At 41.9% G+C, this 25,387-nt stretch carries 23 protein-coding genes; 7 read left to right on the top strand and 16 right to left on the bottom strand.

Annotated elements, in window-relative coordinates; all coding sequences use genetic code 11:
• Positions 1 to 278: 278 nt before the first annotated feature.
• Positions 279 to 1,223, bottom strand: a complete 945-nt coding sequence (metA, locus tag H5125_RS14010; protein ID WP_182744539.1) for a homoserine O-succinyltransferase — start codon at positions 1,221 to 1,223, stop codon at positions 279 to 281.
• Between the two features lie 361 nt (positions 1,224 to 1,584).
• Between metA and H5125_RS14005 the strand changes: the two genes are divergently transcribed.
• Positions 1,585 to 2,328, top strand: coding sequence for an SDR family oxidoreductase (locus H5125_RS14005; protein WP_101086686.1), 744 nt, complete (start codon positions 1,585 to 1,587; stop codon positions 2,326 to 2,328).
• Positions 2,329 to 2,404: 76 nt separating this feature from the next.
• Here H5125_RS14005 and ompW read toward each other — a convergent pair whose 3' ends face one another.
• From ompW to phhA, 7 genes are all read right to left on the bottom strand, one after another.
• Positions 2,405 to 3,052 (bottom strand): outer membrane protein OmpW, encoded by a 648-nt coding sequence (gene ompW, locus H5125_RS14000; RefSeq protein ID WP_182744538.1) that lies wholly within the window; start codon positions 3,050 to 3,052, stop codon positions 2,405 to 2,407.
• Positions 3,053 to 3,298: 246 nt separating this feature from the next.
• Positions 3,299 to 3,964 (bottom strand): nucleotidyltransferase family protein, encoded by a 666-nt coding sequence (locus H5125_RS13995; protein ID WP_182744537.1) that lies wholly within the window; start codon positions 3,962 to 3,964, stop codon positions 3,299 to 3,301.
• A complete protein-coding gene (gene maiA / locus H5125_RS13990) occupies positions 3,951 to 4,601 on the bottom strand; it encodes a maleylacetoacetate isomerase (RefSeq protein WP_182744536.1) in 651 nt (216 codons plus the stop codon). The genes H5125_RS13995 and maiA overlap by 14 nt, the downstream gene beginning before the upstream one ends.
• A 98-nt stretch (positions 4,602 to 4,699) precedes the next feature.
• The gene (locus H5125_RS13985) at positions 4,700 to 5,686 is read right to left on the bottom strand and encodes a fumarylacetoacetate hydrolase family protein (protein ID WP_182744535.1); all 987 of its coding nucleotides are present in this window, start codon (positions 5,684 to 5,686) and stop codon (positions 4,700 to 4,702) included.
• A 237-nt stretch (positions 5,687 to 5,923) separates the two neighbouring features.
• Entirely contained in the window at positions 5,924 to 7,462 is a 1,539-nt protein-coding gene (gene tyrR / locus H5125_RS13980; protein WP_101086681.1) for a transcriptional regulator TyrR, read from the bottom strand.
• A gap of 164 nt (positions 7,463 to 7,626) precedes the next feature.
• Positions 7,627 to 7,965 carry a 4a-hydroxytetrahydrobiopterin dehydratase gene (locus H5125_RS13975; protein ID WP_059747329.1) on the bottom strand — a complete coding sequence of 113 codons (339 nt, stop codon included), beginning with the start codon at positions 7,963 to 7,965 and terminating at the stop codon, positions 7,627 to 7,629.
• Positions 7,966 to 8,047: 82 nt separating this feature from the next.
• Complete coding sequence (phhA, locus tag H5125_RS13970) at positions 8,048 to 8,845, bottom strand: phenylalanine 4-monooxygenase (protein WP_101086680.1); 798 nt, start codon at positions 8,843 to 8,845, stop codon at positions 8,048 to 8,050.
• Positions 8,846 to 9,198: 353 nt separating this feature from the next.
• Between phhA and galE the strand changes: the two genes are divergently transcribed.
• From galE to H5125_RS13955, 3 genes are all read left to right on the top strand, one after another.
• Positions 9,199 to 10,224: a UDP-glucose 4-epimerase GalE gene (gene galE, locus H5125_RS13965; protein WP_182744534.1), complete on the top strand. Its 1,026-nt coding sequence runs from the start codon at positions 9,199 to 9,201 to the stop codon at positions 10,222 to 10,224.
• Between the two features lie 441 nt (positions 10,225 to 10,665).
• Positions 10,666 to 11,151 (top strand): ferredoxin-type protein NapF, encoded by a 486-nt coding sequence (gene napF / locus H5125_RS13960; protein WP_182744533.1) that lies wholly within the window; start codon positions 10,666 to 10,668, stop codon positions 11,149 to 11,151.
• A gap of 111 nt (positions 11,152 to 11,262) precedes the next feature.
• The gene (locus H5125_RS13955; protein ID WP_182744532.1) at positions 11,263 to 11,622 is read left to right on the top strand and encodes a polymer-forming cytoskeletal protein; all 360 of its coding nucleotides are present in this window, start codon (positions 11,263 to 11,265) and stop codon (positions 11,620 to 11,622) included.
• Here the strand turns inward: H5125_RS13955 and H5125_RS13950 are convergent.
• The 8 genes from H5125_RS13950 to fucP form a co-directional block, all read right to left on the bottom strand.
• On the bottom strand, positions 11,619 to 12,032 hold the full coding sequence (locus H5125_RS13950; protein ID WP_182744531.1) for a GFA family protein: 414 nt from the start codon (positions 12,030 to 12,032) through the stop codon (positions 11,619 to 11,621). The two genes, H5125_RS13955 and H5125_RS13950, sit on opposite strands and share 4 nt — an antisense overlap.
• A 31-nt stretch (positions 12,033 to 12,063) precedes the next feature.
• Positions 12,064 to 12,771 carry a DUF2982 domain-containing protein gene (locus tag H5125_RS13945; protein ID WP_162023471.1) on the bottom strand — a complete coding sequence of 236 codons (708 nt, stop codon included), beginning with the start codon at positions 12,769 to 12,771 and terminating at the stop codon, positions 12,064 to 12,066.
• 70 nt (positions 12,772 to 12,841) lie between these two features.
• Positions 12,842 to 13,600: an ElyC/SanA/YdcF family protein gene (locus H5125_RS13940; RefSeq protein ID WP_162023472.1), complete on the bottom strand. Its 759-nt coding sequence runs from the start codon at positions 13,598 to 13,600 to the stop codon at positions 12,842 to 12,844.
• Positions 13,601 to 13,742: 142 nt separating this feature from the next.
• On the bottom strand, positions 13,743 to 14,648 hold the full coding sequence (gene mak, locus H5125_RS13935; RefSeq protein ID WP_101086673.1) for a fructokinase: 906 nt from the start codon (positions 14,646 to 14,648) through the stop codon (positions 13,743 to 13,745).
• A 73-nt stretch (positions 14,649 to 14,721) separates the two neighbouring features.
• Positions 14,722 to 15,522, bottom strand: a complete 801-nt coding sequence (cysQ, locus tag H5125_RS13930; protein WP_182744530.1) for a 3'(2'),5'-bisphosphate nucleotidase CysQ — start codon at positions 15,520 to 15,522, stop codon at positions 14,722 to 14,724.
• A gap of 381 nt (positions 15,523 to 15,903) precedes the next feature.
• Positions 15,904 to 16,995, bottom strand: a complete 1,092-nt coding sequence (locus tag H5125_RS13925) for a family 16 glycosylhydrolase (protein WP_101086671.1) — start codon at positions 16,993 to 16,995, stop codon at positions 15,904 to 15,906.
• Between the two features lie 136 nt (positions 16,996 to 17,131).
• The gene (locus H5125_RS13920; protein ID WP_182744529.1) at positions 17,132 to 19,774 is read right to left on the bottom strand and encodes an exo 1,3/1,4-beta-D-glucan glucohydrolase; all 2,643 of its coding nucleotides are present in this window, start codon (positions 19,772 to 19,774) and stop codon (positions 17,132 to 17,134) included.
• Between the two features lie 9 nt (positions 19,775 to 19,783).
• The gene (gene fucP, locus H5125_RS13915; protein ID WP_101086669.1) at positions 19,784 to 21,091 is read right to left on the bottom strand and encodes an L-fucose:H+ symporter permease; all 1,308 of its coding nucleotides are present in this window, start codon (positions 21,089 to 21,091) and stop codon (positions 19,784 to 19,786) included.
• A gap of 382 nt (positions 21,092 to 21,473) precedes the next feature.
• Here fucP and H5125_RS13910 point away from each other — a divergent pair, with 382 nt between their 5' ends.
• The 3 genes from H5125_RS13910 to H5125_RS13900 all read left to right on the top strand — a co-directional run bounded on the left by H5125_RS13910 (position 21,474) and on the right by H5125_RS13900 (position 25,294).
• Entirely contained in the window at positions 21,474 to 22,805 is a 1,332-nt protein-coding gene (locus H5125_RS13910) for a GH1 family beta-glucosidase (RefSeq protein ID WP_182744528.1), read from the top strand.
• 91 nt (positions 22,806 to 22,896) lie between these two features.
• Positions 22,897 to 24,225, top strand: coding sequence for a glycoside-pentoside-hexuronide (GPH):cation symporter (locus H5125_RS13905; RefSeq protein ID WP_162023476.1), 1,329 nt, complete (start codon positions 22,897 to 22,899; stop codon positions 24,223 to 24,225).
• A gap of 55 nt (positions 24,226 to 24,280) precedes the next feature.
• Positions 24,281 to 25,294, top strand: a complete 1,014-nt coding sequence (locus tag H5125_RS13900; protein WP_101086666.1) for a LacI family DNA-binding transcriptional regulator — start codon at positions 24,281 to 24,283, stop codon at positions 25,292 to 25,294.
• Positions 25,295 to 25,387: the final 93 nt, after the last annotated feature.

Raw genomic sequence — 25,387 nt, 5'->3', positions numbered from 1 at the left:
GCTAACGGTATTGTCGCTAACGGTATTATCGCTAACAGTATTGTTGCTAACAGTATTGTTGCTAACATTGGCGCCAATCATAATAGTGCCATTAGCGTCACTAAAAATGTCACCGGCCCCCCAAGTAGTTAGCGGCCAGCTTACTGCACACACCAATAATATCATCAACTTGGTTTTAACCATTTAACCTCGACCTTACAATAAAAACATCTAAGTTTAACAATAGCTTTTATCGAAACGAAGTCAACGTTAAAACGCCGGTATAACTATATTCAAGTTTACTTTTTACTTTCCCATGGTGTTTTCGCATTCATGTCAGACAAGTCATATGGCGTTAACTGGTAAACATAATAATTAAGCCAATTACTGACTAACAAGCTGCCATGACTATGCCAACGAACAATAGTATCTTGTGTTGGGTCATCTTGTCGGTAATAGTTTTGCGGAATATCTGGCTTGAGGCCTTCGCCAACATCGCGCACATATTCTTCATTCAAGGTGTCTTTTTGATATTCAGGGTGGCCCATAACAAACACATTATGATTATCACGACTGAGTACAATATACGCGCCAGCCTCGTCTGATTCAGCCAACACTTCTAAATCTGGATGTTGACGAATTTGTTCAATATCCATTTCAGCAAATCGTGAGTGCGGTGCAAAAAACTCATCATCAAAACCGCGCAATAGTGGGTGTGGGTCGCTGGTTCTTCGATGATTAAATACACCTGAACGTTTATTCGCTAATAACTGACGATGTAAATCATAAAGATGATACAAACCAGCATGAGCTGCCCAACACAAAAACAGTACTGAAGTGACATGTTGTTGTGACCAGTCAATAATTTCGCGAATGTGGTCCCAATACACCACATCTTTAAAATCAATTTTTCCTAACGGTGCACCTGTAATAATCAAACCATCGTAATTGTTATTTCTAATGTCTTCAAAATCACGATAAAAAGTATTCATGTGATCCACTGATGTATGCTTAGATTCCTTATCATGAATGCGTAATAAATCGACCCCAACTTGCAAGGGCGTATTGCCCAGTAATCGCAATAACTGGGTTTCAGTTTCGATTTTATTAGGCATTAGATTCAAGATTAATACCCGCATTGGACGAATGTCCTGATTAGCAGCTCGGGTTTCAGACATCACAAAGATATTTTCTGACTCTAAAATACTTGCTGCAGGCAGGTTATCTGGAATTCGAACCGGCATACGTCTCACCTTTAGATTAATTAAACACATGTACTTGATTAACCAGCGCTCGATTAACCAACCAGCCTTTTCACAATAACGTTAATGTCTGTTATGTCACAGTTTCAACATTCAGTTTAGCGCTAAAAACAGCGGTCATCATCGATTGTCAAATGTCGTTTGCAAACATAACTAACCTACTCACCTAGCCTAAACCGCGACAGAATGGCTTATTACTAACGTTAATATCGGTCAATCTGTTAGATAACCATCATACACCTGGATGGCTAGAAGTCTACACGTCTCAAGTTGAATTTTTTTCTTACTTGTTATCAACTGATGTTATTTCTATTATGAGTCATTATTTTTGATGAGATGAATCATGTCTACAGCGACAGCGATGATTATTGGCGCCAGCTCTCAACTGAGCCAAGCCTTAGCCAGACAGTTATCTGCACAGCAAGTTTCGCTGGTGCTTTTTGTTAACGACCCTGAATCACTTAACGAGTTTAGTCAAAGTCTGCCTGGCGATGTCAGTGTATATCCGTTAGTAATTAATCAACCTGACACACTAATAGCACAGCTGAATGCCGCTTGGAGCAAACATAATGGCGCCCATTTGGTGATTGTTAATACCGGTGTTAATGATTACGATTCTACCCTGCCTTGGGCAATTGATAAGCACACTATCGATATTAACGTAATGGGCTTTGCTGCGGCAAATAACTGTATTTTTAAATTAATGTGCGAGCAAGGTTACGGCCAACTAGCCGCCATTAACTCAATAGCCGGTCAACGTGGAGGGCCTAATGTGGCTTATCATGCCTCCAAAGCCTTTGCTGAAAATTACCTGCAAGGCTTGAGTATGCATGCACAACGATTAAAGCTGCCTATTACCATTAGTGATATTCAATTAGGGTTATTTGATAAAGCCGTTCATTTGAATACACAATTGCTGTTGTCGCCTCTCGATAAAGTGGCTACACAAATCATCTCAGCCTTGCAAAAAGGTAAACGCCGAGTGTATGTCACTAAACGCTGGCGCATTGTCGCGTGGATAAATCGTTTATTACCAGAGTACATTTACAATACTCGCCATTGGAAACCGCGTAAAAAGTCTCCATAAGTGCCATCAACAAAAACAGGAACCCGTAGGTTCCTGTTTCATATGTTCGTTTTTCGCTAACGTATTCTACCCTAGCTTAATAAGTATAACCGACGCTGATCATGTAAACCCAAGGATCAATGTCTGTATCAACCACAACATGATCTGCCCCCATATCAAAGCTCACATCCGTTGCAATTTGAGCATACCAAACAGACGCATTAACCAACCATTTCTTATCAATTTGATAATCAAGCCCAACTTGAGCCGCCACGCCCCAAGAGTTCGATAGGCTCAAATTATCTAAGCCAAGATCTTTCGCCTCTTGAGTAAATTCACTGTCATAAAAGTTGGTAAAATTAACCCCTAAGCCAATATAAGGACGTAAAGCAGACTGTGAATCGCCAAAGTAATATTGTGCGACCAGTGTTGGAGGTAATTGCTTTGAGTCAGCAATTTTACCGAGTTCACCCAGTGACACATCGTGACTAAAAGGCGATGCCGCTAATAATTCAATACCGATATTATCAGTTAGCATATAACCAAAATTTAGCCCTAATTGGACATCGTTATCTACGCTAAATTCAGCAATATTTGCGACTACAGGGCTTGACTCATTTGGAGCAACCATTGCCACACCAGCACGAACAATAATATCTCCTGCTTGATGGGCCGCAGCACCAAATGAAAAACCAGCAGTTAATAAAGAAGCAGCAACTAAACTTAGGGTAATTTTCTTATTCATTTTTTAACACTCCTTGGCAATGACAACTAGATGCAATTCTGTGCATCCTTAACATTTGCGGTTAACCTACTGAAGTTAATCGTTAACATCATTGATTCAGATCAACAAAACAGCAGCACCTCTATAGAGGTACCTAATTAGATCCCAGACACATGATTTAGATCACAAAGTGAGGCGGTAAAGAGATGAAAGAGGTATTTAACAGTTAGGTTTTGTGAGGTTGAACAGGTGAATTATTATTGATGATTAATCTGTTACAGATAGTTTGCAGTAATGGATTAACCATCCCTTTTGGGACACGCGATGGTTAAAAATAGCTTTGTCACGCTTTGGGTTTGGACTTAATGACAAGTCAAACAAACAGCCTAAACCAAACACACTCGTCACGTGTAATTGAAACTCAGCTGTTGTATGGTCATCAGAGGGAACTAATTTAACCCCTATCGCCGTTTGTTTTTCTGGCCAAAATGACATGGCATCAACACAAGAACTATAGGGCATATCACCATTTCTAAGATGCATTCTGGCTTGGTTTTTCGCCGACCATGGCAGAGCTATCTGCTTAACGAGTAAAGCTTCAATCGCCTGGTCTTCTGCAGAAGATGGGTTGTTATCACACCAGTAAATGACATCAATGTCGTTTAAGGGCTGTGAGGTCATGCTGTGCAAATTATCCCAGATCAAATTGCGTATAAAACCCGCACTAATTAACCAATCTGTGATCCCTTGTTGTTGCATCACTTTCTGACACGTCATTAAGGCTGCCATTCTAAGTTCATCTTGTTGTAACCACTGCCACAACAAGAACAATGGCTTAGCCTGCCCATGTTGCAACTGATCAATGGCTACTTGGTTTAACAGGGGCGGATTTAACTGGTGCTGATTAAACAAGGTTTGATTACGGCGCGTCATGCTGTTGTTCTGGCGCGGCATCAGCAAATGCAGGTAACTTATGGCACTCATCCCAAATTCTGACAATATTAGGATACGCAGCAAGCTCTAAATTAAAGCGTTTGGCATTATACACTTGCGGGATCAGACAAATATCGGCCAGCGAAGGCGTATCACCAAAGCAGAAACGTCCAGAATATCGGCTTAACTGCTGTTCTAAAGCAGCAAAACCAAGGTGTATCCAATGGTGATACCAACGCATTTTATCAGCTTCTGATACACCCATTTCGTTAACTAAATATTGTAATACTCGAAGATTATCTAAAGGATGAATTTCACATGCTATGGCTTGAGCCATGCTGCGAACAATAGCTCGCTGCTCAATATTGCTGGGAAGTAACGGTTGCTGAGGGTGTTTTTCGTCGAGGTATTCTATAATGGCTAACGATTGCGATAAGTTAATCTCGCCTGACTCATTATTGTCGATAAACGTCGGCACAAGATCCGAGGGATTGAGTTGATGGTAAGCCTCAGAATGTTGCTCACCACCATTATTAACCAAATGAACTGAAATATGTTCAGCCGTTAACTGCTTTAAATTTAACGCAATACGCACGCGATATGCCGCACTTGAACGCCAGTAGCCATAGAGTTTCATGTCAATTCCCTTATTTTTATTTTAATCTGCCTAACAAAAAGGCAATAACGATTAACCGCTATTGCCTTTATATTTCGATTTATATCGCTTTCATAATCTTAAACTTTGTATTCAACCACTTTTTGATCGATAGAACCAAAGATGCTCACACCGTTATCATCAAACATTTCAATGCGAACCGTGTCGCCAAAGTGCATGAACGGCGTTGAGGCTTTACCGTCGGCAATGATTTCAAGCATGCGCTTTTCCGCTAAACAGCTTGAACCTGCACTGCGATCGTAGTTAGAAATAGTACCAGAACCAATAATTGCACCTGCGCCTAATGGACGTGTTTTAGCCACGTGCTCTACTAACTGGCTAAAGTTAAACGTCATGTCGACGCCAGCATTCGGGCGACCAAATAGTTCACTGTTTAAATGAGTCACTAACGGCAAATGTACTTTGCTGTCTTGCCATTTATCACCTAACTCGTCTGGAGTAATCGCAATGGGCGAAAATGCACTCGATGGCTTAGATTGAAAAAAGCCAAAGCCTTTGCCTAATTCACCTGGGATTAAGTTACGCAGTGATACGTCGTTAACTAACATCAATAATTTGATGTGCTTAGTTGCATCTTCACTGTTAACACCCATGGCAACATCATCAGTAACAATAGCAATTTCTGATTCGAAATCGATACCGTATTCTTCGCTGGCCATTTGAATATCCGCTTTAGGGGCGATAAAACTGTCAGAACCACCTTGATACACTAAAGGATCAGTCCAAAACGATGCTGGCATTTCAGCGCCACGTGCTTTGCGTACTAACTCAACATGGTTAACATACGCACTGCCATCGGCCCATTGGTAGGCTCTTGGTAAAGGAGATAAACAACGTGCTTCATCAAAATCTACTGCATTGTCCATCTGGCCGGCGTTTAGTGCTTCATACAACTCATTAAGTTGTGGATATAGCAAATCCCAAGCATCTAATAATTGCTGCATAGTATGGGCAATAGCGGGTACCGCGACTGTTTTGGTCAAATCTTTACTGACTAACATCAATTGGCCGTCGCGACGTCCATTGTGATAACTTGCAAGTTTCATTACTGCTCCTAAATTCTGGGTGAGATCTGCGTCCTACTCGATACAAGACTCTCAATCTAACCATAGAAATAACCGATCGTGACGGAAAATCCTATAGTAGGTACTAAATCACATTTTTGCGGTGCTAATCGTGATTTGTAAATTATTCGTTACAAAACATAAAAGGCCACGTCAACACTGATTGTTAGCGTTAAAATGACCAAAATGCCAGCACTTGGCTGGCATTAAATCGTTACATTACTTTTTCTTACTAATACTGTAATCACGCAACTTGTTAGCAATAGCGGTATGAGACACACCTAACTTTTTGGCTAATTGGCGTGTACTTGGGTACGCGGGATATAACCGACGTAATAAACTGGCTTCATATTCTTTCATCGCCTCGTCTAACGTGCCTTCGAACTCTTCATCGAAGTAGCCAAAGCCTTCAGCATATGAAGGTAATTTAAGTTGTTCAACGGTCAATTCTGTTGAGCCATCCCACATTGATACCGCTCTAAAAATCGCATTTTTCAATTGGCGCACATTACCCGGCCATGCGTAGGTAAATAGGTAATCGCGACAACTTGCCGATATACGTCTTAAGGGACTCGATAACTGCTGACTATAATGCTCTAAAAACATCTCAGTTAATGGAATCACATCTACACGACGCTCCCGTAGTGATGGCATGTGATAACTTAAGACATGGATTCGATAGTACAAATCTTCTCTAAACTCACCGGATTGGCAAAGTTCAGCCAAATGTTTTTGGGTTGAACAAATAATCCGCACATCGGCGCGTACTTCTTCATCGCCACCAATCCGTCTAAAAGTTCCGTCTTGTAATAAACGCAATAATTTAACTTGTGCGGTTTTAGACATCTCGGCAATTTCATCAAGAAACACCGTACCGCCTTTTGCTTCTTCAAATAGACCGCGTTTAACGACGGTGCCATTACTAACAAAGCCAAACAACTCTTCCTCTGCGACACTATCGGGCAAAGCCGCACAGTTTATCGCGATAAAAGGATGTTCACGGCGCATGCTGGCATCATGACTCGCACGGGCCATCAACTCTTTACCCGTTCCCGTTTCACCGGTGATAAGTAACGGTGCATCAAGTTGTGCCATACGCTTGGCTTGCTTGAGTATGTCTTTCATTTTGTCGCTGATAGCCAATACATTATCAAAACCAGTGGTTTGATTTTGCAGAGCATTAAACTGTTTACCCACTCTAGCGGGTGATTTCAGCGAGATAACCGCACCCGCCAAAATAGTTTTTTCATCGTCATCGGGTAAGTAAATTGGCAGCATTTCAGCCAAATACTCGCTCGAGTTAATTTGAACTCGTGTGGCTTGCGCCAACACCGGTATTTCACTCATCCAACGAGCAAAGTTAAACCCTTGTACCCAATGATTAAGTGACTCGCCCACCACTTCATGTTCAGCCATACCAAGCGTCAATAATGCCGACTCATTGGCTATGCGGATCCGCCCTTTCGCGTCTGTTGAAAACACCGAATCGGGTAAGGTTTTAAGTAAGGTTTTTAGGGCGTAATGTTCTTGCTCTGACGGCATAAAAGATACGGTACGGACATCATGCACACTTTCGACTTTACGAATTTGTGGCATTAGCTCACGCAGGGTTTCGAAACTGATTTCTGCAAACTGCAAAAACAGGAAACCTTTATTACTGGCATCAATGGCAATTAAGTTAATACCATGTTTTTCAAGCACGACGAGGATGTCTTTCGCTAAACCCACGCGATCGATACAACTGACTTCCAAACGCATAATGTAACGATTCCCTATTTATTAATGTTTTATTGCGGAAATTTGGCATAACGTTAGAGGGATATGGCTTCAGTGGCAAGTGAAGTTTACAGCAGAATTGTAACAGAGAAACTATTTCAGCTCATTACGTTAACGTAACATGCTGAAATGGATGACGATAGTAACTAGTCTAACAACTGGTCTGTCTTGGCAGCCATAATGAAATCGTTTTTGTGTAAGCCTTTAATTGAGTGTGACCACCACGTCACTGTGACTTTGCCCCATTCGGTTAAGATACCTGGGTGATGGAACTCTGCTTCAGCTAAATCGGCCAACTTATTGGTAAAGGCCATCGCTAACTTAAAGTTTTTAAATTTATATACCCGCTCTAACTGCATAATGCCGTCACGAACTTCAACGCCCCAATCAGGGATCATACCGACAAGCTCTGCTAACTCTGCATCCGTTACTTTTGGTGCATCTGCTTGGCATGCTTCACATTTCATCTCGGTTAATGCGTTCATTTGTACTCCTTGGCTTAATTAAATAGTGTCTCACTTGCAGATTGTTGAGCTATCTTATTGGTTGCTCTGCTGCAATAAATCGTTAACTGGCTTTGACTTTTAGAGCAAATTTAGGCTCAAACATGCCTAAATGACGTGCTTTTGTCACCATGCTCATAATGTCCATACGAGCAATTTCATCTAAATAGTCAATATGATCGATAACATAATAAATAGGTTGCATGATATCAATACGATACGGTGTGCGCAGTACGTCGAGTAAATCAAACGGCTTACGTTCAGGGCTGTCACTTAATGCATACATGGTTTCACCCGGTGAACTTAAAATGCCGCCGCCGTATATTTGCAGTGATTCATTTTTCGCCTGAACCAAACCGAACTCAATAGTAAACCAATATAATCGCGCCAGAAACACGCGCTCTTCTTTTGATGCCGCCAGCCCTAACTGGCCATACATATGTGAAAAATGCCCAAATGATGGATTGGTTAATAACGGACAATGGCCAAATATCTCATGAAAAATGTCAGGTTCTTGCAGGTAATCAAACTCTTCTTTGCTGCGAATAAACGTCGCGACTGGAAACTCTTTATTGGCCAGTAACTCAAAGAAACGCCCAAATGAAATCAGTGCAGGCACTGCAGCAGTTTTCCAACCCGTTGCATCAAGTAACACTTTATCGATTTCAGGCAATTGTGGAATGCGATCAACTGACATGCCTAATGCATCTAAGCCTTGTAAATAGGCTTGGCATGCGCGGCCCGGCATATTCGTCACTTGGCGCTGATACAATTGTTGCCATAATTGATTCTCATGCTCTGAGTAATCAATGTAACCTTGGGCATCAGGTTGGTGTGCAATATACTTTGTTGCTGTACTCATAGGTTCCACTTTACGTCAACTTCACTCCCTACATAGTGTGCTAAGGGTGATGTTTTGTTAACTCCTTCACAGTTTATTGTCTTGCCATAATGTAGTGCTAATCGTAAACAAATAAATACAACTACTGATTTAGCTCTCACTCAGCGCCCATTTTTATAACTACTATTGACTCACTTTATAGGAAAGCTGACCGGTATTAATTTGAACGTGCCATCAATAATTTAAATGGCAATTGAACTGTGATAATTTACAATACATGAGAGGCTATTTATCTAACTGATCGGATAAAAGTTGATCGCCAAAAATCAACCAGCCCTATAACTTGACTCATTAATTCACAGGACGATTAAACTATGACAATTTTGGTAACCGGCGGCGCAGGCTATATTGGTACACATACCGTAGTAGAGCTATTAAAGGCCGGACAGAAAGTGGTCATCGTAGACAATCTATCAAACTCAAGTGTTGAAGCGTTGGCTCGAGTTAGAACCATTACCGGTAAAGATGTCACATTTTATCAAGGCGACATTCTAAACAAAGCCTTACTGCAAAAAGTTTTTGCAGATCACAGCATCGAATCCGTCATTCATTTTGCAGGATTAAAAGCGGTCGGTGAATCGGTCGAAAAACCATTGAAATATTACGAAAACAACGTCACCGGTTCCATCATTTTATGCCAAGTCATGGCTGAAAATAACGTCAAAAACTTAGTTTTTAGCTCATCTGCCACGGTTTACGGCGATCCCGCTAGCTTACCCATTAAAGAAGATTTTCCTACGGGCGCAACCAACCCTTATGGCCAGTCAAAATTGATGGTTGAGAATATTTTAGCTGACTTGCATAACTCGGATAACAGCTGGAATATAGCTCGTTTACGTTACTTTAATCCAGTCGGCGCTCACGAAAGTGGCTTGATTGGCGAAGACCCTAACGATATTCCTAATAACTTGATGCCATTTATTGCCCAAGTTGCTGTTGGTAAACGCCAACAATTAAGCGTTTTTGGTGATGATTACAACACACCAGATGGCACAGGCGTACGTGATTATATTCATGTTGTTGATTTAGCTATGGGTCACTTGCAAGCACTTAAAAAGCTGCAAACTAAACCTGGGCTGGTGACTTATAACCTCGGTACGGGCATAGGCTACAGCGTATTAGACATGGTCAAGGCATTTGAAAAAGCTTGTGGCAAAACCATTGCTTATCAAATTAGTCCTCGCCGCCCTGGTGATATTGCAGCCTGTTATTCCGACCCAAGCTTTGCCGCTACAGAATTGGATTGGCGTGCAACCCATACCGTTGAAGATATGGCAAATAGCAGTTGGAAATGGCAATCAAATAATCCTGATGGTTACAATACCAACGCCATTAATTAGGTGATCTATCAGAGTCACTCAGGTTTTTCAGTTTGAGGCGCATTGTTGAAAGAATGGTTATTCCCTTATGAAACAATGCAACAAAAAATGGAAAGCCTGAGTGGCTCCCGCAGGACGAGTTTATGCATCTACTATGCTGCTTAATAGTATTTTGACGTACGACTGCATGGTCTATTTTTTTCTATAAAAATAAGACATTGCCACCATCCATGGCGGCAAGATGCACGAGATGGAGCAACGTAGGAGCTGTTGCCGAGAGCAACTATGCCTACAATCCTATTGCTTGCCTAGAAGAATTACTTGCCTAGAAGATGCCTATTCTCTTGAATGACCAGATAATTATTGGAATTGGTATGAATTGCCAAGCGCTTAACAATTTTGTGCTGCAGTTAATGCTAATATTGATTGCAGCAAATATATTTAAGCTCTATTGGAACCGAAATGAACCAAGGTATTAATCAAAGTCGCCGTAATCTATTTAGTCGCAGAAAATCCAATGTTACCCGCCCGCCGTGGAGCAAAACGGATCAAGAGTTTACTGACAATTGCACACGCTGTGACAAGTGTATTACCGCCTGCGAAACCCAAATAATTAAACGCGGTGAAGGTGGTTTTCCTGAAATAGATTTTACTAAAGACGAATGTACCTTCTGTAAGCAATGCGTTGATGTGTGCCCAGAGCCTGTATTTGATCGCGACCAATCCTTACCTTGGTCAATTACAGCAGCGATAAAAGACAACTGTTTAACCCATGAAGGTGTTTGGTGTCAGAGCTGCAAAGATGCCTGCGACCCTCGCGCAATTAGCTTTATTATGGCAATAGGACAAGTGCCTAAACCCATGATAGATACTGAGGCCTGTACTGGTTGTGGTGCTTGTGTGTCTCCTTGCCCCGCGGATGCGATACTCATTGGCAATTCAAACTGATTTATCCTCCAAAATGTAGAAAGATGTTATAAATACAGTCAGCGATTTTAGTGTTGTTTATCAACCTATCACGTTATATTACCGACATAATACCAACTTAAGAGCACTAAGATGTTTCGTCAAAAGCAACCGGCTAATCCACTCAGTTTTATCGCCCAAGAATGCCATTTAACCGGTAAACTCATTTTTAGTGGTGATGTCCTAATTGCAGGTCATGTGAGTGGTGACATCAAAGCGCAGGGCAATGTAACCATTGAAACTAGTGGCACTGTCGATGGTGATGTTTTATGTCGCGAGTTAATGATTGCTGGCCAATTAGCAGGTAAAGCGCGTTGTAAAAAAATCACCCTCCATGAGCAAGGGATTTTTGAAGGCGATGCTTATTGTGAAAATATTGAAATTTTAGATGGTGGCCAGTTTTTAGGTTATCGTCACAGAGAGCCTCTTACGAGTACTTCCTCAGAAAGTTAATCTGGTTTTTTAGCTGCTGTTTTACCTGCCTTATAGCGCGGGCAAGAATCATCTATCTTTAACCAACTAACCTGCTCGTCAGTGTGTATATGATAAGTCGGTGGTACTAGGTTTGGTTGGTCTAAAGAGGCTATCGACAATGAAGTGTATTGTGGATAATCTAAATGTCGGTAAGTCAATGAACAGCCACAGCGCTGACAAAAACCACGTCGAATGTTATCTGAAGAGGCAAATTCAGTCACCTGTCCTTGTAACCACTGCACTTTGTCTGTATGAAAATCCATCCAGCTCATGACTACCGCACCAACGCTTTTACGACATTGATTACAATGGCAATGATCGGCTTCAAATGGCATACCGATAACTTGATAACGTATCGCCCCACATAAACAACCGCCTTGTAATGCCATTTGAACACCTGCTACATGATTGTTAGTCGTGTCATTCGATATCTGTCGCAGATGTTGTGTGCTGCTGAGTTTGTAGTTGGGCTTGCTGTTGCCATTGACGCAACAAAGTCACAAACTCTTTCGGTTCTCGATCTAAATTATCAATCGATAAATACACATGGTAACCCAATTGTTCGTTTAACGTTTGACAGCGATGACCAAACATTGCCAATACCCCACGGTAACGTTCACCATTGACCACTAGCGGCGTAAACTCAGCCCCCAAATAACCTTCTAAACTTTGTAAATCTTCATCTTGGGTGGCCGCAGTCATGAGTAATGGCCGCTGTTCGGTCAGTAAACCAGTGGCAAGACGGGGTGAAATACAGTCTAAAATGGGATTAATCTGTTTAAGCTTAACGCCAATATAAGGTAGCTCAATCAACTGCAAGTTTTGATTTACTCGGGCACAATCGACTCGTTGAATATTATGCCATTCAATAAACACTTGGCCGCGGCGATGAAAAAATGCCACACCTGCAGCAGTTAGCTTAAAACTAACCGCCGGCTGATGCACTTTAGCGACACCTAAAATGAGTGCCACTGAGCCTAATGCAAAGCACAACATTCCTACGGCAAAAAAACCGTTAAGGCCGATAAAAATAATCAAGCTAGCCGTTAAACTGATGGCACCAACCACCGTTAAGGTTATGCCATTTCGTTTGGCAAAAGGGCTAATTAGTAACTCATCATTGACCACGGTTTGTCCTTTAAACTAAATATAATAAATAAGGTTTTTAATATCGCTTTACGTCTTTTAGCTAATACATTTAATCAGCAGTCATACCTTTAATATTAAGCCACAGCATGCCAACATATTCATGGATAGATTTTTGCGAAGCTAGCAGTTGATCTGCATCTAAACGCCACCAGAAACCTTGATGTGCAATAAAATCACTCGGTGCAGGCTGGGGTTGCATCCCTAATGAGGTGAATATCATCATCGCCCGCGGCATATGAGTTGCTGAAGTGACTAATCGAAATGGCTGCTGACCAATTCGCTGTTGTAAAGCATAGGCCTCTTCAATGGTGTCTTTGGGTTCATTAAAAGCCACAATACTGGCTTTGGGGATCCCTAACTCTTCTGCAGCTTGAGCCATAATGGTCGCATGAGCTGTCTTCAGATATCCGCCACTCCAACCACTCACAATTAAAGTGCATTGCTGTCCCAACCTAAACTGACGAACGCCTTCGGTTAAACGAGCCAGTGCTGTTGATGATAGTTGCTGCACTGCAGTATGGCCTTGTTGCTCACGATTGCCTGAACCTAATACCATCACAACACAAGAACCAGTAATCGGTTGATGATTAACGTTATGCTGTGATTCTAATGAATCTGCTAAAAAATAGCTCACTTGCGATTGGCTTGTTAATGTTAGCACCACGATAGCGGTAACCAAGAGCACTCGGCCAAATTGCAGTAACGTTACACGATTCGTTCGCCATAAAATGGCAGCCAGAACGAACAACATTATGCTAAAAGGAATTGGCATCACCAATTGTGACAACAGTTTTTTAAGCCAAAACATTAATTATTCACTTCGTTTATCATTATTGCGGCTAGTTTATCGTTATCGAGCACTAAAACAAACTCAAAACAAAAACGGCACCTTTAAGTGCCGTTTAATCTACTGTAATACTTAATGTATTTGCATATCGCGTAAGAAGTGATTACTTCTCGTCTTTGCCCCACAACCATGCTGCACCGCGAACACCAGATGATGCACCAAACTTATTTTTAACCACTTGGGTACCACATTCACGGCCAACAACATATTTCGGTAACACTTTAGGTAATTCAGTATAAATAGCTTCAATATTAGAGACGCCGCCGCCAAGTACAATCATGTCTGGGTCCATCATATTAATCACGTGTGCGAGTGAACGCGCTAAGCGATCGATATAACGTTCAAATGCGGCTGTGGCTAACGGATCGCCTTGTTGCATCATCTCAGAAATTTGAATACCGCTAGTGGCATCACCACCCGCTTCACGAAAATCACGAACAAAGCCTGTGCCAGAAATAAAGGTTTCAATACAGTCACGATTACCACAAAAACAAGTAGTGGTATTAAACTCATCTGCTGTCATCCACGGTAATGGGTTATGTCCCCACTCTCCGCCAATGCCATTACCGCCGCCATGGACACGACCGTTAATCGCAACACCTGCACCACAACCGGTACCAATAATGCCGCCAAATACAACCCCTTTACCAGCAGCTGCGCCATCAACGGCTTCTGATACTGCAAAACAGTTCGCATCATTAGCTACACGTACTTCACGGCTTAATACTTCACTTAAATCTTTATCCAGCGGATGACCGTTAATCCAGGTTGAATTAGAGTTTTTTACCAAGCCAGTAAACGGTGACACAACACCTGGAATGCCAACCCCAACAGAGCCGGTTTGGCCCGTTGCTGATTCTGCATCAGCCACTAAGCTGACAATGGCTTCAATGGTACCAGGATAGTTTTTTGGCGTTGGAATGCGCTTTCTGAAAATTTCAGATCCATCATCGGCTAAAGCCACTATTTCAATTTTTGTACCACCGAGATCGACGCCCATGCGCATCATAACTTGTCACTCCATTTGCTTATTATTAATTGGGGTTCCATATTGGGCTTGCAAGAGCTGATAACGATTAGCGCTATTTGCGTGCAAACCATGCCGATGAAGCAGCAATAAAATACGGATTTAAAATATTTTCTTTTTGGTTGTATTGCAGCGGTGTAAGCGCTGGATATTCAACCACCTGACCACCAGCACTTTCTAATACTGCTTGCGCTGCGGCGGTATCCCATTCACTGGTTAGGCCTAATCTTGGATACACATCTGCTTGCCCTTCGGCCACCATACAAAATTTTAATGAACTACCGACGCTTAACATTTGGTGTTCGCCAATAGTCTGTAAATAAGCGGCAACATCAGGGCTAACGTGAGAGCGGCTTCCGACTACAATAGGTGGCGATTGCAATGCTCTGTCACGAATATCTAATAACGATATTTGTCCGTTATATTCAAGCCATGCCCCTTGATCAACAATGCCGCTATAACATTTGTCTAATACTGGTGCATATACCACACCGGCAATGGCTTTGCCTTGGTGAATAAGGGCGATGTTGACGGTAAATTCGCCATTGCGTTTAATAAATTCTTTGGTGCCATCTAGCGGATCGATCAACCAATACGTTTGCCACGTTTGTCGCTCTGCCCAGCTGATATCAGCCGCTTCTTCACTCATTACAGCAATATCAGCAAAATGCTGTTTAAGGCCAGCGACAATCACATTATGGCTGGCAATATCGGCTGCAGTAACAGGGCTATCGTCTTGTTTAACCTCAATCTGCAAATCAGTTTGAGCATAAACCTGCATAATCGCAGTACCTGCATCTTTAGCAATGGCGACTACCTGTTCTAGCTCAGCTAGAGAAAATGTAATGTTCGACAAATCAATTCCTTAAAATCTATAACGGCTTCAATACCATTAAGGTGCATTTGCTCCATTATGCCATTGTTGACATCATAAATTTATATAATCATTTGATCGCACTTAAACCAAAACACTCTGATCATGCCATTACATGCTTACAACATACTGACAACACCTCTAAACTTGCTCGATACTAAGCTAAACCACTCACCTCTAAACTTGCTCGATACTAAGCTAAACCACTCACCACTCAAAGCAAACAGTGCATCTTTGCATTCGTATTCAGTTAAAAATCAACATCATAAAATGACACTATTTAGCTGGGATATCACAGTAAAAAACCATCGTCACTCACAGTGCTAGTTGATGATTATTGACTACATAAAACAAAATCCACTGTTAAAGCGCTGAGTCTAGTGACATAATTTCTGGTGCTATTTTGCCTAAGGTAACGTCAACACTGCCATCAATTGTTTCGCATCCGGCACCTGTTTTAGGTGATTTAGCACATTCATATACACGCACGTAATCCACTAACATCGACTGCGGAAAAATCGACTCATCGATACCGGTTTTATTCACATTCGCGGCCCATGCGCCACCCACAGCAAGATTAAGTAACATGTGAAATGGCTGATTAAACGGTGCATCATCAGGTGCGTTGACCACATCACCATTATCATCGACATACTGGCTAAACCAACCCGATGCTCGTTGAGTGGCAAAATGAACATCATCGACATACCAACGGATTTCACCTTGTTGCCATTCAACAGCATAAACATGGAAGTCGTCTGCAGGATTGAGGTCATGTGGTAAACGATATTCTGTGCCCGTATAAACATTGTTGGGCCATTGTTTACCGTAATGTAATGTGCCATGTACTGCAGACTCTGGCGCCTTATCGTCGGTAACAACCTTAAGGTTTACGGCCTCCATAATGTCTATTTCACCTGATCCAGCCCAAGGACCGTATACCCAATCTGTCGGTAACATCCATATCGCCGGCCAAGTCCCCTGACCTTGCGGTAATTTGGCCCGAATTTCAAAACGGCCGTATTTCCAATCACCTTTGTTTTTCGATACTAAACGAGCAGAGGTGTAATCTAATGTTTTCGATGTATCGTTTACGTCATAGCTTGGATCAGAATCATTTACTGCAGGCCCGGAAAAGGTTTCTCTTAATGCCGTAATCGCTAACAAACCATCACTAACTGCAGTATTTTCAGGCCGTGCGGTATAACACTGAGCCTCATCATTGCCACCACCATAACAATCAACGGCAAAGCTCCACCTAGCAGTGTCTATTTGGTTACCCTCAAACTCATCTTGCCAAACCAGTTGCCAACCTGATCCTGCGGTATTGGGTATCACTGTATCTGTTGCTTGTTCTGTTACATCATCAGCATTACAGCCAGACAGAAATATGACCGACAAAGTTAACGCAGTTAAGCAGGATACAAATGAATGATGCTTATTGAGCTTGTTCATTTTTGGCCTTATCCATTTATCGTTCTCTGTTTGCCGCACGCAGTAGTAAAACAACAAGCGTCGCCAACCATTACTATTTAAAATTGAGTTTAACTAGCCCTATCTAATGACTCAGATAGGGCTAATTCGCTTTTAATTAGTTACATTGTATGGTGTTTTCTGCTGATGCAGCTTGAATGACCACATCACTGAAACGAATTTCCACTGCCGCGTCGGTGGCAAGGTAAAATGGCATCACAATTTTAGCAAAATCCATTGGTTCATCAGCAAAACATGCCAATGAAAAGCTTAAACGTTGCCATTCACTTAATTGAGTATTCACCTGCTTGGCAATATCGATTTGCTTACGACAATCACCTTCACATGCCATACCTAGCCATAACGGCTTTTGCAGTGCTTGTGTTGCATTAATACTCACTGATAACGTGGCATCACTATTACTGTAAGCCCTTAAATCACGAGGGAAATTACTAATTAACCCTACAGTGCCCAGCTCATTACCATTAAAAGATACTAAGCGCGCATCTTCTTGAACCACACGATCCATAGTACGAATGGTTAATGCGCTATTTTGCGCTACGCTACTGGTTAACCCTTGGCGCTCAGAAGCGTTAGCGATGAACATTGACCAAGGCGATTTTACTGCGCGCTCAAATAAAGGTAAATCTTCTAGTGTTTGAGTTGCAGCTAAATTGTCTTCCGACAAATTGTCTAACACAACCGCATCACTGGCAGTAGATTGGTAAGTTAAGCCATAGCCATAAGGTATAAGCGGCTGATAATCAGCTTGTGCTTGTTTAGTGTTGTATTGGGCTAATGGCACATTAATCTGAGTTTGCTGAGGTGTCGCAGGCCATGAGAATGACAATTTACCGACAAAATCATGAGCAACTTTGCCATCAGCCTGAGTAAATAACACATCTGCAACGCCTTGCCCTTCAGAACCCGGTAACCAGGCTGCGACAAATGCATCAGAGCTGTTGAACTCAGCATTAACCCACATAGGACGGCCACTAATAAACACAGATACCACTGGAATACCTTGCGCTGTTAACTTCTGCAATAAAGCAAGATCACGCTTGTCTCCACGTTGATATTCTAAGTTATCAATGTCGCCGTTACCTTCTGCATACGGCTCTTCACCAAACACAACAATCGCAACATCTGGCTTTTGCTGTGGTTCAAATTCACCCGCAACACTTAATGTTGTTGTACCACCAGCTTGAGTGACTAATTTATCAATACCAGCGTAAATTGACGTAGCACCAGGAAAATCACTATTTTGGTTATCAGTACCCTGCCACGTAATGGTCCAGCCACCCGATTGTTTACCGATATTATCCGCAGCATCACCTGCAACCAACACCTTTGAATTAGGCGCTAAAGGCAATAAACCTTGATTGTTTTTAAGCAGTACTAAAGATTCACGAACGGCTTGACGTGCCACCTCACGGTGACTTGCTTGGCCAATTAATTCAGTTTTACCCGATAACGGCCGATTGGCAGGGCTAGGTTTGTCAAACAAACCTGCACGGAACTTAACCCGTAAAATACGTTTAACCGCATCATCAATACGCGCTTGGCTTATTTCACCATTATTCACCTGTGCAATGGTGTTTTCATATAACGGTTTCCAAGCGGCAGTTGGCACCATAAAGATATCTAAACCGGCATTGACGGCTTGCGCACACGACTCATTAGTACAATTTTCGATTTGTCCGTGACCGTTCCAATCACCTACAACAAAACCATCGAAATTTAATTTATCTTTAAGTACATCGGTTAACAGATATTTATTGCCATGATTTTTAACCCCATGCCAGCTATTAAATGATGCCATAACACTTTGTGCCCCAGCATTGAGTCCCCCCACATAGCCTTGTGCATGTATGTCATATAAGTCTTGTTCGCTGGCAATATTATCGCCTTGATCGATGCCATTTTCAGTGCCGCCATCGCCTAAAAAGTGCTTAACGGTTGAAATCACATGTTGATCAGATAAAAAGTCACCATTAACTGAGCCTTGTAGACCTTCAACGATGGCGTAAGAATAGGCTTTGACGATTTGTGGGTCTTCTGAATAACCTTCATAAGTTCGACCCCAGCGATCGTCTCTCACTACGGCAACTGTGGGTGCAAATACCCAATCGATACCGGTCACCATCACTTCTTTTGCAGTTATAGCGGCTATCTTTTCAATTAACTTAGGGTTATTAGCCGCCCCTAAACCAATGTTATGCGGGAACAAAGTCGCGCCGATAACATTGTTATGACCGTGTACGGCATCGGTGCCCCACATGGTTGGAATATTAATCCCATCAACACTGTCATCGACCGATGCTTGATACAAAGATTCCGCCAGTGCAATCCAATCTGCAGGCGTAGCATGTTTGTCATTGTTAGGGTATGCACCACCACCATTGAGATACGAGCCAAAACCATATTTACGCATATCTTCAACGCTAATATCGCGAATTTCAGGTTGGATCATTTGCGCGACTTTTTGATCTATAGTCATTTTAGCCACTAACGCATCAATTTTGGCTTCTAAAGCATCATCTTTGGCGATAGCAGGCTTAAGATCCGGCCAAATGGCTAATGACGACTTAGCTGCTGTATCACCAACCATGACAGGGGTAACTGCTGTTTTTTTATCTTGTTGAGTGGCGTTATTGTTCTCGCCGCACCCACTTAAGCCGAGCAGTACGCCTAAGGCTATCAAGCTTGTTTTTGTCGGTGTGCTGACTTTATGCATGCACTGTAATTGAGTTAATCTCATGGTCTTCCCTTATACCTTATCTGCGAATACTGGACGTTTTGCAGCACATCCAATCAAACCGTAATAACCAATAAATACATAACATAACAAAGGTAGAATAAAGGCTAATTGAATGCCTAAACTGTCAGCTAACATGCCTTGTAATAATGGTAAAACAGCACCTCCGACAATGGCTAAGCATAAAATACCCGAACCTTGACTGGTGTGCTGTTTTAAATCTTGTAGCGCTAAACTGAAAATGGTTGGGAACATGATTGAATTACACAAGCCGACTAGCAACAATGCCCACATGGCAACGGTACCGGCACTCAACATGGCTGCTGCCACTAAAACACACGCACACAGCGCATTAAACGCGAGTACTTTGCCTGCGTTAATTTTTTGCATGACTGCAGCACCAATAAAGCGCCCAACCATCGCGCCACCAAAGTAGTAAGCAATGTAATGCGCAGCCTCCGATTCAGACACCCCGCCAATATCATCTTGAGTTAAAAAACTAATTAAAAAGCTGCCAATCCCGACTTCAGCGCCCACATAAACAAAAATACCCACGGCACCCAGCACCAAATGTGGGTATTGCCATGCGCTACCTTTTACAGCGGCATTAGACTGAGTGTCTCGTTTGCCCAGTAAAGGCAGTTTTAACAACATAAAAATGAATGCTAATACAAACAACGCACCCGCTAAAATAAGGTAAGGAGTTTGTACTGCAGAGGCTTGTTGCTGAATCGATAGCTGGCCAATCACTTCGCCAACCTCAGTGACTTTGCTGTCATGTTCAACGGTCGATAAAATTAACCAACTACCAAAAAATGGCGCCACCGTGGTGCCTAATGAATTAAATGCTTGGGTTAAGGTTAAACGAGACGATGCGGTTTCGGCTGGGCCTAATACGCTCACATATGGATTTGCTGATACTTGCAAGATGGTAATGCCCGAAGCCAGTACAAAAAAAGCAAATAAAAACATATTGTAAGAGCCATAACTGGCCGATGGATAGAACAGTAAACACCCTACACAAGCAATAACCAATCCGGTAATAATACCTTTTTGATAACCAATTTTACCGACTAGGGCTCCTGCCGGAATAGACACAATAAAATAGGCTCCGAAAAAGCAGAACTGTACCAGCATTGCTTGGGTGTAATTAAGGTCGAACATGTTTTTTAAATAAGGGATTAAAATATCATTTAAACAGGTTAAAAAGCCCCACATAAAAAATAACGAGGTTAACGCTATCAAAGCAAAACGAAAGTTGCCTTGCTGGTGAGTCGAATCGGCATTTGCCAACTCAGGTTGAAGCGGTGAAGTCGCCATGACATTCCCTTATTGTTGTTAATAGTTATCTTGGGTTGCAGTACATAACGCCATTGAATGGATACCAATAATCTCACGCCAAGAGTTAATTCCCCGTAAACCCTAGACATTTGACTGGTGATCATTTCCACACTTGAGCAAGCAGATAAGCATTCAATAATTAACCAAATCAATTATTGACCTTTGGATAATTAATCACTAATCTCAATGTAAGCGCTTTCATTTTTAACATATCGATAACTGATGTCAACGATTTTTAAACGCGAGAGCTTATTTTTTACTGCGTATCTATCACGGCGCAAGGCCTTTTATCAGGGTATTTCAACGTAATAAGTTAGTCATAAAAATAGACACAATTAAATAATACTAAGTGAATTTAAATATGAAAATTATGTTACCAGCCGATTCTAAAATGCATTCAAAAGCGTTCACCTTTGGTGTGGCGACTGCTTCTTTTCAAATTGAAGGCGCAGTGGATTCTCGTCTTCCTTGTATATGGGATACCTTTTGTGCGACTCCAGGCAAAATTCGTGATGGTTCTGACGGTTCGCAAGCATGCGAGCATGTAAAGTTATGGCGTGAAGATGTCGATCTAATTGAATCGCTAGGCGTTGACGCCTACCGTTTATCGATTTCATGGCCACGCGTAATGCATAAAGATGGCAGCCTCAATCCGCAAGGTGTGACGTTTTATACCGACTTACTCGATGAATTAAATCGTCGTGGTATTAAAACCTTTGTGACCTTATACCATTGGGATTTACCACAACATATTGAAGATAATGGTGGTTGGTTAAATCGCGAAACGGCCTATTTATTTGCAGACTACGCCGACAAAATCACTCAGGCATTCGGTGACAGAGTCTATTCATATGCAACCTTTAACGAACCATTTTGCAGTTCTTACTTAGGTTACGAAATTGGCGTTCATGCGCCTGGATTAGCAACCAAAGCGTTCGGTCGTCAATCTGCACACCATTTATTATTGGCTCATGGTTTAGCCATGAAAGTATTGCAAAAAAACAGTCCTAATAGCCAAAATGGTATCGTACTTAACTTCACGCCTTGCTATAGCGCGACAGACTCTGCAGCAGATGTTAACGCCGCAAGTAAAGCCGATCAGTACTTTAATCAATGGTACATCAAACCACTGTTTGACCGTTGCTACCCTGACATTATTAATGACTTCGCCGCTGAAGATAAGCCCGTTATTGAACAAGGCGACTTTGATATTATTGCTCAACCTATCGACTTCTTAGGCATTAACTTTTACACCCGTGCGGTCTATAAAGCAGACCCAGTAAATGGCTTTAGCCAAATCGATATGGTCGACAAACCTAAAACAGATATAGGCTGGGAAATATACCCACAATCCTTCACCGACTTATTAACCTCTTTGCATGCACTTTATCCTTTACCGCCGATCTACATTACCGAAAACGGTGCGGCAATGGATGATAAATTGCAAGACGGTAAAGTGGATGATCAAGACAGACTCGAATACTATAACGCTCACTTAAATGCAGTAAATAATGCCATTGAACAAGGCGTTAATGTTGTAGGATATTTTGCGTGGAGTTTAATGGATAATTTTGAATGGGCTGAAGGCTATTTAAAACGTTTTGGGATTGTTTATGTTGATTATACAACTCAACAACGCACCCTGAAAGCCAGCGCCTATGCGTATCGAGAATTTATAAACTTAAGAAAATAATATGTTAACCAGATAAAGCCGTTGTATAAAACGGCTTTGTTCTATTCAAACAGTTGCATCATTTTAACAAATAACAACAATTGAGGCATGTATGATAAGCACCAGAGAAAAAATAGCTTACGGGCTCGGGGACACTGCCAGTAATATTGTTTTCCAAACTGTTATGCTGTTTTTAACCTTTTTCTATACCGACATTTTCGGTATTTCGCCAGCATTTGTCGGCACCATGTTTCTAGCTGTACGCTTAATTGATGCGGTCACCGACCCATTGATGGGCGCGTTGGCAGATAGAACCAATACCCGTTGGGGTAAGTTTAGACCCTACCTATTATGGTTTGCCCTACCCTTTGGTTTTATCAGTGTTTTAGCCTTTACTACTCCTGATTTAACTGAAGACGGCAAAATGATTTATGCCTTCGTTACTTATACCGCACTCATGATGGTCTACACCGCCATTAATATCCCATATTGTGCATTAGGCGGCGTATTAACAGCCGACCCAAAAGAGCGAGTGTCAGTACAATCTTACCGTTTTGTATTTGCAATGCTCGGTGGTTTATTGGTGTCAGGTTTAACCTTACCCCTAGTCGAATTTTTAGGTGAAGGCGATCAAGCCAAAGGTTACCAGCTGACTATTGCCGCCATGAGCGTTTTGGGTGTTGCGATGTTTCTTGCCTGTTTTTGGGGTACTAAAGAGCGTTTACACCCGCCAGCGGATCAACAGTCTAGCTTTAAGAAAGACTTTACCGATATGCTCAAAAATGACCAATGGCGTGTGTTAGCTATTGCGGCAGTGTGTTTATTATCAGGTATGGTGTTACGCACTAGCTTAGCGATTTACTACGTTAAATATTTCCTTAACATGCCGGACTCCATCACCCTATTTATCACTCTGGGTATGGTTGGTAATATATTTGGTTGTATTTTAGCTGAGCCTTTGGCTAAACGCTTTTGTAAGGTCAAAGCTTATATCACTTTGCAACTGCTTGCGGCAGCGATGTGTGTAGTGAGCTACTTTGTACCTAGCGATCAAGTCGTACTCGCCTTTGGAATGTTTATTATCTGGGGCTTTACGTTCAACATGGCCACCCCATTACTTTGGGCAAAAATGGCTGATGTTGTCGATTATGGCCAATATAAAAATGGCGTACGCATTACCGGGATGATTTATTCTTCAGTGATTTTCTTTATCAAACTGGGTGTTGCCATTGGTGGTGCTTCTGCGGGGTGGTTATTAGCAGGTTATGGTTATCAGCCTGATACCATGCAAACGGAGCATACTCAGCAAGGTATATTATTATCATTCACTATTTACCCTGCGATTGGATCTTTAGTCGTGGCTTTTGTAATGCGCTGGTACACTTTAGATAATCAAAAAGTGGACCAAATTCACTTAGAATTAAATAGAGAAGCAAAATAAAAGCATGTTAATCTTGGAGCCATGTGCTCCAAGACGGCTTTTTAATACTCATTATATGGCAACTATTTACGATGTATCAGTGATGGCTGGTGTGTCTCTGGCGACTGTGTCCCGAGTCATGAACAACAACACCAAAGTAAGCGATAAAACCAAACAAAAAGTACTCGATGCAATGAAAGCGTTAGGTTACCGGCCTAATACGATTGCACAGTCACTCGCCTCGAACTGTTCAAACAGTGTCGGGGTTTTGGTGTCTCAGCTTGACGGTCCTTTTTACGGTCCCATGATGACCGAAATTGAAACAGCCCTTAGAACAGCTAACAAGCACGTGATTATTGCTGCTGGTCATAGTGACGAGAAACAAGAGAAAGAAGGGGTTGAGTTTTTAATGAGTCGCGGCTGTGATGCCCTTATTTTGGATATTGAGGCTGTATCAGACGATTACCTAATCGAGCTCAGTAAAGGTTCAACGCCGGTGGTATTTATTAACCGCTATATCGACGCTATCAAAGAACGCTGTGTTTATCTTGAAAATGAACAAGGTGGCTTCATGGCTACCGAGCACATTTTATCACTTGGCCATAAAGATATCGCATACATTTCAGGGCCATTGTTTAAGCTCGATGTGAGAGATCGCCTAAAAGGACATAAACGAGCATTGCAACAATACAATATCGATTTTGATGACACCCTTTGCGTTGAAAGTGACTTTAAAGAAGCTGGCGGTTGTGAAGCGATGGAACGTTTATTGTCGATGAACAAACCGATCACAGCTGTAGTGTGTGCTAATGATCAGATGGCCTCAGGCGCTATTGCAGTGTGTTTGGAGCATGGATTGCGTGTTCCGGAAGATATTTCATTTATCGGTTACGATAATATCCCTTTCCCACAATATATTTCACCTAAATTATCTACCGTCAGTAACCCCATTAACGAGATGGGTAAAATGGCCGCTCGCTGGGTACTTCGACAAGTTTATAACAATAAAGACGTGGTAATTGAACGCTCATTTCAGCCAGAATTATTTATTCGTGATTCAGCCAAAGCGGTTAACCTAAAAAGTCAATAACCTGAATTTACAAGACAGATAACATGAGCATATATCATTAATTGTTCATGTTATTTAGCAACGGTATTGGCTCATAATGCAGTAGCTATTAGC

The sequence above is a fragment of the Shewanella sp. SR44-4 genome, from assembly GCF_014163715.1.
Lineage (GTDB): Bacteria > Pseudomonadota > Gammaproteobacteria > Enterobacterales > Shewanellaceae > Shewanella.
The sequence above is the reverse complement of the archived record's forward strand: the minus strand, read 5'-3'. Positions and strand labels throughout refer to the sequence as shown.

Bases quoted from the DNA above. Each gene is read 5' to 3' on its own strand.
- metA (WP_182744539.1), bottom strand. From the start codon at position 1,223: ATGCCGGTTCGAATTCCAGATAACCTGCCTGCAGCAAGTATTTTAGAG.
- H5125_RS14005 (WP_101086686.1), top strand. From the start codon at position 1,585: ATGTCTACAGCGACAGCGATGATTATTGGCGCCAGCTCTCAACTGAGC.
- ompW (WP_182744538.1), bottom strand. From the start codon at position 3,052: ATGAATAAGAAAATTACCCTAAGTTTAGTTGCTGCTTCTTTATTAACT.
- H5125_RS13995 (WP_182744537.1), bottom strand. From the start codon at position 3,964: ATGACGCGCCGTAATCAAACCTTGTTTAATCAGCACCAGTTAAATCCG.
- maiA (WP_182744536.1), bottom strand. From the start codon at position 4,601: ATGAAACTCTATGGCTACTGGCGTTCAAGTGCGGCATATCGCGTGCGT.
- H5125_RS13985 (WP_182744535.1), bottom strand. From the start codon at position 5,686: ATGAAACTTGCAAGTTATCACAATGGACGTCGCGACGGCCAATTGATG.
- tyrR (WP_101086681.1), bottom strand. From the start codon at position 7,462: ATGCGTTTGGAAGTCAGTTGTATCGATCGCGTGGGTTTAGCGAAAGAC.
- H5125_RS13975 (WP_059747329.1), bottom strand. From the start codon at position 7,965: ATGAACGCATTAACCGAGATGAAATGTGAAGCATGCCAAGCAGATGCA.
- phhA (WP_101086680.1), bottom strand. From the start codon at position 8,845: ATGAGTACAGCAACAAAGTATATTGCACACCAACCTGATGCCCAAGGT.
- galE (WP_182744534.1), top strand. From the start codon at position 9,199: ATGACAATTTTGGTAACCGGCGGCGCAGGCTATATTGGTACACATACC.
- napF (WP_182744533.1), top strand. From the start codon at position 10,666: ATGAACCAAGGTATTAATCAAAGTCGCCGTAATCTATTTAGTCGCAGA.
- H5125_RS13955 (WP_182744532.1), top strand. From the start codon at position 11,263: ATGTTTCGTCAAAAGCAACCGGCTAATCCACTCAGTTTTATCGCCCAA.
- H5125_RS13950 (WP_182744531.1), bottom strand. From the start codon at position 12,032: ATGGCATTACAAGGCGGTTGTTTATGTGGGGCGATACGTTATCAAGTT.
- H5125_RS13940 (WP_162023472.1), bottom strand. From the start codon at position 13,600: ATGTTTTGGCTTAAAAAACTGTTGTCACAATTGGTGATGCCAATTCCT.
- mak (WP_101086673.1), bottom strand. From the start codon at position 14,648: ATGATGCGCATGGGCGTCGATCTCGGTGGTACAAAAATTGAAATAGTG.
- H5125_RS13925 (WP_101086671.1), bottom strand. From the start codon at position 16,995: ATGAACAAGCTCAATAAGCATCATTCATTTGTATCCTGCTTAACTGCG.
- H5125_RS13920 (WP_182744529.1), bottom strand. From the start codon at position 19,774: ATGAGATTAACTCAATTACAGTGCATGCATAAAGTCAGCACACCGACA.
- fucP (WP_101086669.1), bottom strand. From the start codon at position 21,091: ATGGCGACTTCACCGCTTCAACCTGAGTTGGCAAATGCCGATTCGACT.
- H5125_RS13910 (WP_182744528.1), top strand. From the start codon at position 21,474: ATGAAAATTATGTTACCAGCCGATTCTAAAATGCATTCAAAAGCGTTC.
- H5125_RS13905 (WP_162023476.1), top strand. From the start codon at position 22,897: ATGATAAGCACCAGAGAAAAAATAGCTTACGGGCTCGGGGACACTGCC.
- H5125_RS13900 (WP_101086666.1), top strand. From the start codon at position 24,281: ATGGCAACTATTTACGATGTATCAGTGATGGCTGGTGTGTCTCTGGCG.